Annotated in this window: 10 protein-coding genes; 3 read left to right on the top strand and 7 right to left on the bottom strand. The window is 42.6% G+C overall.

Annotation, left to right across the window (positions count from 1 at the left end; translation table 11 throughout):
- The first annotated feature begins 65 nt into the window (after positions 1–65).
- Entirely contained in the window at positions 66–1,289 is a 1,224-nt protein-coding gene (locus NKR21_RS18520; protein ID WP_144455405.1) for a C40 family peptidase, read from the top strand.
- Between the two features lie 56 nt (positions 1,290–1,345).
- Here NKR21_RS18520 and NKR21_RS18515 read toward each other — a convergent pair whose 3' ends face one another.
- Together NKR21_RS18515 and NKR21_RS18510 are read right to left on the bottom strand one after the other, a co-directional pair.
- The gene (locus NKR21_RS18515) at positions 1,346–2,227 is read right to left on the bottom strand and encodes a Cof-type HAD-IIB family hydrolase (RefSeq protein WP_186299615.1); all 882 of its coding nucleotides are present in this window, start codon (positions 2,225–2,227) and stop codon (positions 1,346–1,348) included.
- 189 nt (positions 2,228–2,416) lie between these two features.
- A complete protein-coding gene (locus NKR21_RS18510; protein WP_012011484.1) occupies positions 2,417–3,382 on the bottom strand; it encodes an LCP family protein in 966 nt (321 codons plus the stop codon).
- A 270-nt stretch (positions 3,383–3,652) separates the two neighbouring features.
- On the opposite strand from NKR21_RS18510, the gene NKR21_RS18505 reads away from it, so the two are divergent.
- Together NKR21_RS18505 and NKR21_RS18500 are read left to right on the top strand one after the other, a co-directional pair.
- Complete coding sequence (locus NKR21_RS18505; RefSeq protein ID WP_144455409.1) at positions 3,653–5,017, top strand: sugar porter family MFS transporter; 1,365 nt, start codon at positions 3,653–3,655, stop codon at positions 5,015–5,017.
- Positions 5,018–5,154: 137 nt separating this feature from the next.
- A complete protein-coding gene (locus NKR21_RS18500; protein WP_144455411.1) occupies positions 5,155–6,552 on the top strand; it encodes a bifunctional glycosyltransferase family 2 protein/class I SAM-dependent methyltransferase in 1,398 nt (465 codons plus the stop codon).
- Between the two features lie 12 nt (positions 6,553–6,564).
- Here the strand turns inward: NKR21_RS18500 and NKR21_RS18495 are convergent, their stop codons facing one another.
- The 5 genes from NKR21_RS18495 to kduI all read right to left on the bottom strand — a co-directional run bounded on the left by NKR21_RS18495 (position 6,565) and on the right by kduI (position 11,988).
- On the bottom strand, positions 6,565–7,710 hold the full coding sequence (locus NKR21_RS18495) for a Ger(x)C family spore germination protein (RefSeq protein ID WP_144455413.1): 1,146 nt from the start codon (positions 7,708–7,710) through the stop codon (positions 6,565–6,567).
- Positions 7,707–8,807 carry a GerAB/ArcD/ProY family transporter gene (locus tag NKR21_RS18490; RefSeq protein ID WP_012011480.1) on the bottom strand — a complete coding sequence of 367 codons (1,101 nt, stop codon included), beginning with the start codon at positions 8,805–8,807 and terminating at the stop codon, positions 7,707–7,709. Before NKR21_RS18490 ends, NKR21_RS18495 begins: the two co-directional genes overlap by 4 nt.
- 3 nt (positions 8,808–8,810) lie before the next feature.
- On the bottom strand, positions 8,811–10,277 hold the full coding sequence (locus NKR21_RS18485) for a spore germination protein (protein WP_144455415.1): 1,467 nt from the start codon (positions 10,275–10,277) through the stop codon (positions 8,811–8,813).
- A 105-nt stretch (positions 10,278–10,382) separates the two neighbouring features.
- Entirely contained in the window at positions 10,383–11,156 is a 774-nt protein-coding gene (gene kduD / locus NKR21_RS18480) for a 2-dehydro-3-deoxy-D-gluconate 5-dehydrogenase KduD (RefSeq protein ID WP_144455417.1), read from the bottom strand.
- A 4-nt stretch (positions 11,157–11,160) separates the two neighbouring features.
- Positions 11,161–11,988 carry a 5-dehydro-4-deoxy-D-glucuronate isomerase gene (gene kduI / locus NKR21_RS18475; protein ID WP_144455419.1) on the bottom strand — a complete coding sequence of 276 codons (828 nt, stop codon included), beginning with the start codon at positions 11,986–11,988 and terminating at the stop codon, positions 11,161–11,163.
- Positions 11,989–12,220 lie beyond the last annotated feature (232 nt).

Here is a 12,220-nt window from a genome sequence, read left to right as displayed (position 1 = left end):
TCGAAAAAAGGTGTAAAAGGTGAGGTGTCATGCCGAAACTATAGAAGAAAGGAGGGGAAAAGATCATGAAATGGAAAGGAATAGTGATTGGTGGGTGTGCGCTCGTAGGGCTGATGTTCATGTCTCAATCAGAAGCAGCTACTCAAACAGCATCTCCTTTGCAACAAGCGGAAAAGTTGATTGGAACACCCTATCATAAAGGAGGAACCGATCCAAAAATGGGCTTTGACGCATCAGGGTTTACTCAATATGTGTACAAGACATCAGGTGCATTTGATTTGCCTCGTAAGGTGATCGACCAGTATCAGATTGGGAAAAAGATATCATGGGACAAAGCCCAGCCTGGTGACCTCGTATATTTTCGCAGCTTAGAAGAAACAAAAGATATCCCGACACATGTGGCGTTGTACGATGGTAACGATCAGATCATTCACATCACACTTAGTCAAGGTGTGGTGAAAACGGACGTCAGTAAAAGTAAATACTGGACGGACCGGTTTTATGCAGTCAAACGACTTCCAGGCACACCGGAAATCTCGGATCATCGTCTAGTGAAAGATGCGATGAAATATTTAGGTATTCCTTATGTATTTGGTGCAGCAGACCCTAAGAGTGGCTTTGATTGTTCAGGCTTTTTACAATATGTATTTGAAAAATCACTAGGGATTTATTTACCTCGAAGTGCTGAACAGCAGTGGATGGTTGGAGAAAAAGTGGCATTAGATGATATACGTCCTGGGGATTTTGTCTTTTTTAGCAACACATACAAGCCAGGTATTTCTCATGTAGGGATGTATATTGGCGGTGATCGTTTTATTCATGCGAGCCGTTCGGAAAGTGTAACGATTTCTTATTTGTCTGAATCGTATTGGCGCGAAAAATGGACAGGTGCAAAACGATTAACAGAGCTGAAATTAGCAAAAGAAAATCCGATTGTCTCAAAAGCCGCTACGTATATTGGTGAAGTTCCTTATGTCAAAGGTGGGACGAATCCAAAGCAAGGCTTTGACACAGCAGGGTTCACACAGTACGTATATCGAGAAGTACTTGGTATTGAGCTGCCTCGCTATGCATCAGGTCAAGTCAAGACAGGTACCCCTGTGAAGCGGTCGGAGCTGAAGCCGGGAGATCTTGTTTTCTTTAATGGAACGTCATTGATGCCGGCGATTTATGCAGGATCAAACCAAGTCATTCATGTGACCGTCTCAAATGGTGTCGTGCTCACGAATATGAAAACAAGTACGTACTGGAAGGATAAGTATGAGATGGCTGTTCGAATTCAAAAATAAAGAAAAAGCCCGATCAATGCTCGTATCGGACTTTTAGATTTCTCTCTAGGCGCTGATCAGACGAGCGTCTTTTTTTCGTGGAATTGATTTTTTAAAAGCAGATCAATAAAGTAAGCAACACCGTCTTCATGATTGCCTTTTGTCATGTAAGTGCTCTTTTCTTTAATGACATCGACTGCATTCCCCATAGCAATGCGGTGGCCTGCTTCCTCAAACATGGATAGATCGTTGGGGCTGTCGCCTATTGCATAAATATGTGAGCGGTCTACGCCATAATGAGCTGCGAGTTTTTTCAGGGCATGTCCTTTCCCAGACTCTTTTGGAAGTACCTCAATGATATGTTTTCCAGAAGAGGTCAATGAAAGCTCAGGCATTTCTGAGAGGAGATCTCGTGCTTCCTGTAATTTATTCATATCAAATGAGAAGCAGAGTAATTTATAGGTCGCTTCATTCGACTCAAAAATCTGACGAATATCATCCACTGGTTTGATGCCAAATTGTTTGAATTGAGTCATTGCCCCTTCCCATAAATCAGCTATATCTTCATTTGGATTCGCGCTTTTGATCACATCAAATTCTGCTTTCAGTTTCTCTTTTCCATCAAAAGGAGAGAGGAGCGCATCGTCCGTGTAAACCTCAAAGTAAATGTTTCTTTCTACTAATGCTTTAGCCGCTCGTTTTCCTGCTTCTTGGCCAAGTGTGATACGGCTGAAAAGTTCATAACCTTCTGTATGAACGGTTCCGCCGTTTGCTGCAATAATGGGGATGTCCAAATCACCAAGCAGTTCCTTCACATCAAAAGTCGCCCGCCCTGTACAGATGGTGACAATATATCCCGCTTCCTTCGCGCGGATCAATGCCTCCCTGTTTTGAGCAGATATTTCACTTTTTGTATTTAAAAGTGTACCGTCTAAATCAATCGCAATCATTTTTTTCATCGCTGTCAAATCCTCCTTCATGCATGCAATCGCCTCTTCAAAGTATGTACGATTTCTTTCATTCTCATGAGCAATACGATGCTTGTTCCTCTCTATCAAGGCTAAACAAAAATGATCGAATGATCAAGGAAATAAGCCAAGGGGAGAGATCTCAACAATCAAAAAGCGCCCCTTAGGGACGCTTTCTGTTTATGATAATTCAAGCTGCTTCTTCAATTCAGTCTTCACTTCGTTTAGCTGATTTTGATCCAATTGGAAATAATAAACTCCGTTTGGCTGGTAATCAGAGCCTTTCAGCTGAATGGTATCCATCGATTTCAATGACGTTAGAAGCGGGAAAAGCCCGACTAGTTCTTTCATCGAAAGGTTGGTCGCGACATTATCACCAAGTGTATCAATGATATTGTCATATGACGGAATAGACGTTAACGATTTTGATTTATCAAAAATGGCTTTTAATACTTCCATTTGACGCTGTCCACGTAATAAATCGCTATCTGCTTTTCGTGTTCTCACATACGCGAGAGCTTGATCACCGTCTAGCGTATGAGTTCCTGTTTGAAGCTGTACCTTACCTTTTGTATCTTTTAGAACCTGTTTGACGACATAATCATCCTTCACGTTAATAGAAACCCCGTTTAGTTCATTAACGATCTCTTTAAATGCTTTGAAATTACTTTGGATCACAAAATCAACTGGAATATCTAGTAAATTTTCTACTGTACTTAAGGTTAAATCTGCACCGCCAAATGCGTGTGCATGTGTAATTTTGTCATAGCCATGCCCTGGAATATTCACGTATGAGTCCCTTGGAATGCTTAATAATTTTACGGTCTTATTTGTACGATTGACGGTTGCTAAGACCATCGCATCGCTTCGTGCTTGTTTCACTGTTTCACCCGGTCTGCTGTCAATACCAAGCAATAAGACAGAAAAGCTGTCTTTCCCAGGATCGAATGCTTCAATCCGTTTGACAGATTGAGCGCCGCGATCTAAAGATACTTGTGCTTTTTTTGCAGCGCTAGTCACTTTGTAGTAGGCATAGCCTGTGACAGAAGCGGTTGTCAGTAAAAGAATACCGACTATAAATAGAGTGACTTTCACCCACGGTTTTAAACGCTTTTTTCCTTGGCGTTTGCTTCTTGATTGATCCATATATTTAAACCCTCGCTATGATTTTTATAGTAAAGATGTCCTTCTTTTTGCTTACAAACTAAAACAAATATACCTTAAAACGGGATATAGTGCGACATTTTTTTCACTAACGCTTAATTGACGTATCCTTATCGTAAAAAGTTTCAATAATACGCAAATGAAATATATTTGTCATAAAACATCGAAATGTTTGAAGTGACAGAAAGTGAGGAAAATGATTTTTCATAGAGAAACATCCAGTACATACAGAACAAAAGAGGGGTTATGAACATGAAAAATCGGAATGGGTGGCTTTATTTCTTCGGCGCACTAGGTGGCGCCTTATATGGCTATGATACAGGTGTCATTTCTGGCGCCATCTTATTTATGAAAGAGGATTTAGGGTTAAACGCATTTACAGAGGGACTTGTCGTCAGCTCGATTTTAATCGGTGCGATGCTCGGTTCCTCTTTATCTGGAAAGCTGACAGATCAATTTGGGCGAAAAAAAGCCATCATCGCCGCCGCGATTTTGTTTATTATCGGCGGATTTGGTACAGCCCTTGCCCCGAATACCGAAGTGATGGTCTTATTCCGAATTGTGCTAGGGCTTGCTGTCGGGTGCTCGACAACGATTGTTCCATTATATTTATCTGAACTCGCTCCAAAGGAATCGCGAGGAGCACTGTCCTCATTAAACCAACTCATGATCACATTTGGTATTCTACTCGCCTATATTGTGAATTACGCTTTAGCGGATGCAGAGGCATGGCGCCTGATGCTTGGAATTGCGGTTGTTCCTTCTGTGCTTTTATTATGTGGGATTATGTTTATGCCGGAAAGTCCCCGCTGGCTGTTTGTCCATGGACAGGCAGACTGTGCAAAAGAGATATTATCTAAACTGAGAAAGAGTAAGCAAGAAGTGGAAGAAGAAATTTCAGACATACAACAGGCAGAAAGTGAAGAAAAAGGCGGTTTTAAGGAATTATTTGAGCCATGGGTGCGCCCAGCATTAATCGCTGGTGTCGGTCTTGCCTTTTTGCAACAGTTTATCGGTACCAATACGATTATTTACTATGCACCAAAAACATTCACAAGCGTTGGTTTTGGCAATTCAGCGGCCATTTTAGGAACCGTCGGAATTGGGGCAGTGAATGTCGTCATGACGTTTGTGGCGATTAAAATTATTGACCGTGTAGGGCGTAAAGCGCTGCTCTTATTTGGGAATGCTGGCATGGTCCTAAGTTTAATTGTCCTGTCAGTGGTCAATCGATTTTTCGAAGGGTCAACAGCGGCAGGATGGACAACTATTATTTGTTTAGGTCTCTTTATTGTCATCTTTGCTGTCAGCTGGGGTCCTGTTGTTTGGGTCATGCTTCCTGAGCTGTTCCCAGTACATGTCCGAGGTATCGGTACAGGTGTCTCTACCTTCCTCCTTCATACAGGAAATTTAATCATTTCGCTTACATTTCCAACTTTACTAAGCGCGATGGGTATCAGTAATCTTTTCCTCATTTATGCGGTCATCGGCGTAGGCGCCTTCTTATTTGTGAAATATATGGTGACTGAAACGAAAGGGAAAAGTCTTGAAGAAATTGAAGACGATTTAAAAAAGAGGAATCGTGCCGTCACAGGTGACGAAGGAAAAACGGTGTGAACCACGACCAGCTGCCCAGATGCAGCTGGTTTTTCTTTGTTAAACAAACGTTTAATCAAGAAAGGACAATCTCTCATCTTCTGAACGTGCTCCATATGACATACATATGGAACATGCGGGCGAAAGGTGGAAATGAGATGGAAGGGAAAACGAGCATTGTCATGCTGACATACAATGAACTGCATTTAACGAAAAAATGTATCGACAGCATCAAGCAGCATACCCGAAGTGAACAATATGAACTCATCATTGTTGATAATGCATCAACCGATGGGACGAAGGAATATGTGAGAGAGCTGAACGATGTGATCTTCATAGAAAATGAAGAAAATCGAGGCTTTGCAAAGGGCTGTAATCAAGGAGCAAAAAAAGCGACAGGAGATAGCATTCTCTTTTTAAATAACGACACGATCGTCACGGAAAACTGGCTTTCTCCATTAAGGGAGGCGTTATTTGCATCAGAACGTATTGGGATGGTAGGGCCAGTATCCAACTATGTGAGCGGTCCTCAAATGGTCGAGTCAACGTATACAGATGTGAAGGAACTGCCAGCCTTTGCGAAGAAATATACGGCTGCGAAAACAGGTCAGAGAACTTATGTACATCGGCTTGTGGGGTTTTGTCTACTTGTAAAAAAAGAGCTCATTGAAAAGGTGGGTTTATTTGATGAGCGGTTCGTGTATGGATCATTTGAGGATGACGACCTTTGTTTGAGATCTTTGCTGAACGGATATCAGCTTCAAATCGTTCACGATTCATTTGTGCATCATCACGGTCATGCAACCTTTCGAGCGAATCAAGATACGAACATCACTACATTGTTTGCAGAAAACAGGCTACGGTTTTTAGATAAATGGGGCATTGACCTCAATTTGATGACTCCTCATCCGTACTTTGCAGATCTACTGCCTGAAGATGCTGCTTGTGTACTGGATGCGGGATGCGGCGTAGGGGCAACAGGGCTTGAACTCATGAATCGGCAGTCTGTTGACATGTACGGCGTAGAGGCTGATCCATTAAAAGCAGCCATCGCAAAGGCTTATTACAAAGAAGTCATTGAGGCAAAAGCAGATGAGTACCCGTGGTTAGAGAAAGAGGCTTTTTTTGATGCGGTCATTTTTTCGGATGTTTTAGAGCATGTGTCAGATCCTTGGCATATGATTGAACAAGCGCACGCATCTTTAAAACCGGGTGGCGTGATCATTTGCTGCCTGCCGAACATGATGCATGCGGAGGTACTACTCCCGTTAATGACAGGGGATTTTACGTATCAAGATGTAGGAATTTTAGATCGAGGTCACTTGAGGTTCTTCACACCAAACACAATGCATGCGCTTTTCCCAGACCATTTGTTTGAACGGGTGATCGAGCAGAGGATCAATGTTCCGATAGATCAAAACGTGCAATTGTTTTTTGATGAGATAGCAAGAGTAGGAACGTCACTTGGCTTGCAAACAAAGGCGTTAACTGATCAAGTGACACTATATCAGCTTTTAATTGTCGTGCGTAAAAAAGGCGGGTCCCCTTCGGGATAACCGCCTTTTGCATTACCATTTGAAGCTTTTCGTTGAGCCCTCTGCCCCAAAGTTTAAAATGCTGACTTTGACATCATATTCGATTTCCGCTTCTTGAAAGAGCGCATCCCATTCGTCTCGATGCTTTTCCCAATAGTCAGGGTATTTAATACGAAATTGCCGGCTTAAAAAGATAGGATCAACGCCCACCTCTTTTTGCACATGATGAACCGCTTTTTGAATCCTTTGTTTGATTTTATTTGCAAAAAGACGCTCAAATCTTTGGATGTACTGCTCATCGTATGAGTTTTCTTCAGGATACTGATCTTCAGAAAGCTTTCCATTTGTGTTGACAATAATCTTAAAGGAAATATGCCCATCTTTCAGATAAGGTTCAATCTTAGTTTTGGCTTTCTTAATTTCATATGTGATCGGAAAGCCTTTGTAAGTAGCTGGTACAACGCCGCCTGAGATTCGGTCCATCACCCAGTTTAAAGATTGGACATCCTTTGCAGGGATGAATCCGATCAGCTTTCGGTTTTTACCGTGAATGATTCCTGCCCCATCATAGATAAGCTCGCCGTCTATCGCGTCTACACTTTGGACAAGGAAGCTCACGCCCATCTGGAAGTAATCAGATGCCCGGCCAATACGTGTTGGCAGTAAGATCTTTCCGTTAAAGTTTCGGTTTTTGGATGTTTCAAAGATATGTTCAACTGGAACCTTTTGCTGTGATTTCAATTTTTGATTGATTACTTTTGATGCATCACCACGTGACACGAGGAGATAGCTGCTTCGCCGAACTTCATCATCTCGAATAAAATGATTGAGCGTTCCTTGAATATCGTGATGTTCTGCTTGATCTTTGCCGAACAGAAAGATTTTTAGATGATCACTATAGATTGGCGGGTCCTTTAAGGCGACATTACTGACAGCCTCCAGCACGTTTTTCCCCTTCGAGACGACGTTTACATAGCCAGGAGAATCGGCCTCTTGTGTTCCGCCCATCTTCGGCACCAGGTTTTGGTAAGTGAGCTTAACTCCTTTCTGTTCCTCCTCATCTATTCCAACGCCGCGCACAAATGATAATTTTTCAATATCTTTTAAGTCCCAGCATCCTGCTGATAGAAGGAAGAGACAGCAGGACAAAAAAATGAACAATACACGTCTTCCTCTCATGCAGATCGACCTCCCCATTTTTTGCGTATCATCAGCAGAATGGCTGTAATAAAAGGAACGGCTAAAACGACGAACAATGCATAGCCGAGTAAAGTAGAGTAGTAAAAGACTTCATTGATATTTCTCGGAAATAAAGAGAGGGCAGAGGTAATCAAAAACAGCAGCCATAGCAGTCTCGTTACATTGGTCGTCTTAAAGACTGTATGGCAACCTTTAATGGCAAATTGGAAAAAGCCTAGCATGCAAATAAACTGTTGGCACGTCCAAATCGTCAGCAAAAATATATCAAATCGTTCAATGAAGACCCCTTCAAGTTCTAGTGCTTGAATGAGGGATACAGTCGGCCAGGTGAGGGATTTCGTTTCACCTACTGTCATGGAACCAATCACAACAAAGAGCGTGAGGGAATAGATAAGAGAAGTAATCCCAACCCCGATCGCAGCTGCCCATTTCGCTTTTGACCATTTGTCTTTATAAATAAGTGGTACAACAAACAAAATGACCTCAAAGCCAGTAAATTGAATAAAGGTTTGAGAGAACAACTTGCTAAAATCCCGAAACCCGTGCGCCATCACAGGACGCAAATAATCAAAATCGAATATTTTCAAACTAAACAGCATGAGCCCAATATAAATAATCATCGTCATCGGATATATGTATGTCACCATTTTGACTATTGGAAAAATACCACTTTTCAAATGATAGATCGCCACGAGAAGAAAAATCATCACAATCACTGCCATGGGAGTCGATTCCAGCAGGAAAAATTGGACGACTTCTCCGAGAACACGCGCTTCGAAGCCGACGATGCCTAGTAAATAGACAATCAGTATTAAATTGAAGAACGTGCCAAAGATGGCACCGGCTCCTTTTCTATTTGACTCAAAAATGGTATCCGGCGCATTTTTTTCAGCAATCCATCCCAACAAAAAAGCAACGAAAGCGAAGATGACTCCCTGTATTAATACAATGATCCAGCCATCAGGGAATCCTGAATTGGCAGAACTGCGTGGAATGGTTAAAATTCCAGCGCCTATCATTGTAGAGCTGCACAGAATGGTGACTTGTAACAATGATAGCTTCTCAGCTCTGTACATCGGTTAATCTCCTTGTCTTTTGAGATTTTTTATTTTTGCTGTTTTCGGTCTCGATTTAAATAACCCAATTGGAAGACGTACATACGTATCCTTTAAATCTGAAAACGGTGAAGACAAAACAGGCGTGAAATAGTCAAAACCAAAGGTCTTTAATTGCATCAAGTGACAAAGCACAAATAAATAACACATGATTAAGCCATATAACCCAAACATCGCTGAACTGAAAATGGCCATAAATCGCAAGATACGCAGCGGGAAACTAAAGTCATAGGATGGTGCCGTAAAGTCAGCGAGTGCCGTCAGCGACACAATAATCACCATTAAGCCACTGACGATATTGGCTTGGACAGCAGCCTGACCAATGATGACGCCGCCAATGAGCCCAATTGTCTGCCCGATCGCTCTAGGAAGCCGAAGTCCAGCTTCCCGTAGCAGTTCTATCGTAAAAGACATGAGAATCGCCTCAACAACAGGAGGGAACGGAACATTCTGACGGCTGCCTGCGATGGTGAGTGCCATCCGTGTTGGTAATAATCCTGGATGATAAGAGACAAGTGCAATGTAAAGCCCGGGTAAAAAAATCGTGAGCAAAACAGCGATATAACGGAGTAAACGTAAAAGAGTCGCACTAGTCCATCTCTGATAATAATCTTCAGGTGATTGCATCAAGGCTGTAAAGGTCATCGGTAAAATGAGTGCAAAGGGAGTGCCATCGAGTAAAATCGATACTTTCCCTTCAAGCACAGATGCAATCACCCGGTCTGGACGTTCTGTATTTTGAATCTGCGGAAAAATGGAGATGTGGCTGTCCTCAATCAGTTGTTCAATGTAGCCGGTTTCAGGGATGTCATCCATTTTGATTTCAGCCATGCGTAATAAAACATCTTCTACTAATTTGGGATCAACAATATCACGAACGTATACAAGGGCTGCGGCCTTCTTATTGCGAGTACCTACATTCACCTTTTGAATGACAAGGTTTGGGTCGTTTGCCCGCTCACGAATTAAAGCCGTGTTTTTTTCAAGGTTTTCAATAAAACCGATCCGAGGCCCTCTTACTAGGACTTCCGATTGCGGCTCTTCTACTTCTCTAAATTGAAAAAGGTTCGTTTGAAGCGCAAGTGCTTGTGCCGCACCATCTACAAATAAAATAGCCCTGCCGCTATATAACTGCTCGATGGCAAGGTTCATATCCTCCAGCACGTCATTTTGGATGCCAAAGAACGTTTTAGACAGAGCCGGAAGCGTATTAGGATCAACCTCGGTAATATTCAGTTCCTTTTGCATGGGTGAAATGATTTGTTTGGAAAGCATCTCAAACTCTGTGAGTCCTTCAACGTACATGAGACATGCAGAGATAGCAGAAGGACCAAATGAAAATGAGTGGAACACGATATCATCACTTTTCCCGGCAAAGCTCTTGACGCGCTTGATGACGGACGCTATATCTTGTTCAATACGACTTTTCATAATACCTCACCCTCATGTCATGTTTTTTATAGAGTGACTCGGATGGTGGAGAATTATGCAAATAGAAAAAAGAGAATCCCTGCAAATAGGAATTCTCTCGTCTGTTTATCTTGCAAGCCAGCCGCCATCAACAGCTAAAATATGACCGTTCATATAATCGGAGGCTGGTGAGCTAAGGAAAACAGCCGCACCGGCTAGATCCTCAGGCTTTCCCCAGCGCCCGGCAGGGATTCGTTTGAGAATCTCTTCATTTCGATTCTCATCGTCCCGAATGGCTTGCGTATTATTGGTCGTAATGTAACCAGGAGCGATCGCATTCACTTGTATATGCTGGTTCGCCCATTCGTTTGCAAAGGCCTTCGTCAGTCCTGCGACTGCGTGTTTACTTGCTGTATAAGCGGGGACAAAGACGCCGCCTTGAAATGATAGAAGGGAGGCGATATTGACGATTTTCCCTTGCCCATTTTTCAGCATCTGTCGCCCAACCCTTTGGGTGAGGAAAAAGAGACTATTGATATTCACATCCATGACCGTATGCCAATCTTCCTCTGAATAATGAGTGGCCTGCTCTCTTTTAATGGTGCCAGCATTATTGATTAAAATATCGATCGTATGCTTTTGTAACATGGCATCGACAGCCTGATTTGCACTTTGAGGGTCGGAAAAGTCAATCTGAACCGCATGAAACGAGCGGCCCGCTTGTTCGACGAGCGATTTCGTTTCCTCAAGCGGTGTATGGTGGTATGTGCCGATAATATCTGCGCCTGACCTGGCAAGCGCCACAGCAATGCCCTGCCCAATGCCCGTTCCAGGACCTGTCACAAGGGCTGTTTTGCCTTCAAGAGAAAAGAGGGACGCTACATATGATGCTGTTGTCATCACATTACCTCAGCTGGTCCATTGGGACAAAGTCCATATCTTTGAACGTATAGTTCTCGCCAGCCATCGCCCAAATAAATGAATAATTCGCTGTGCCCGAGCCTGAATGAATGGACCAAGCAGGAGAAATGACCGCTTCTTCATTAGCCACAACGAGATGTCTTGTTTCAGATGGCTCCCCCATAAAATGAAAGACACGAGCATCTTCTTCGATATCAAGATATAAGTACACTTCCATACGCCGATCATGAATATGAGCAGGCATCGTATTCCATGTGTTATTGGTTTCCAGTTGAGTGATTCCCATCATAAGCTGACAGCTTTGGATGCCGTTTGCGTGGATAACTTGATATAGATTTCGTACGTTGGAAGCAGACGCTTCCCCTAAGTGATTCGGTGTTAATTCAGCGATGGCTGCTTTTTGCGTAGGGTACGCTTGATGAGCCGTTGCTGATACAAGATAGAACTTGGCTTCTTCGCCGGATGCACTAGCAAACTGTACATCTTCGTGTCCAAGCCCAATATATAAGAAATCTTTGTGCTCCAGTACAAAGGCTTCACCATCGACAGTGACCGTTCCTTGACCGCCGACATTGACAATGCCGATCTCGCGTCTTTCAAGGAAATACTCCGTACGTAAAAAGTCGCTAGCATCTAATTTGAGCGGCTCTGCAGACGGCATGACTCCGCCAATCACCACGCGGTCCTCATGCGAATAGTAGAGCTTTAATTCACCACTGACGAATAGTGTAGGAATATGAAAATGACGACGAAGTTCCTCTGTTGTAAAACGTTTGACCTGCTCAGGGTGTACAGCATAACGATTTTCCATTTGAGATAAGCCTCCCTTTCCATCTGAAACAAAGTATGGGTATTTTATTTGGTATCGGTTTCAAGGAAAATATTAGAGGAAAAAGAGGGAGACGTCAACCGTTAATTTGAAATCGCTTTCTTTTTGTTTATTTAAATGATTTTTTGCCATCTTCAAGCAAAAAAATCTTCTGGAATTCAAGAAGTTATGTTATGCTCTTTTTAAGTTATTTGAAATCGGTTTCGAAACAAAT

Source organism: Bacillus sp. 1735sda2, from assembly GCF_024159245.1.
GTDB classification, from domain to species: Bacteria; Bacillota; Bacilli; order Bacillales; family Bacillaceae; genus Bacillus; species Bacillus pumilus_O.
This window is presented reverse-complemented; position numbering and strand designations above follow the sequence as displayed.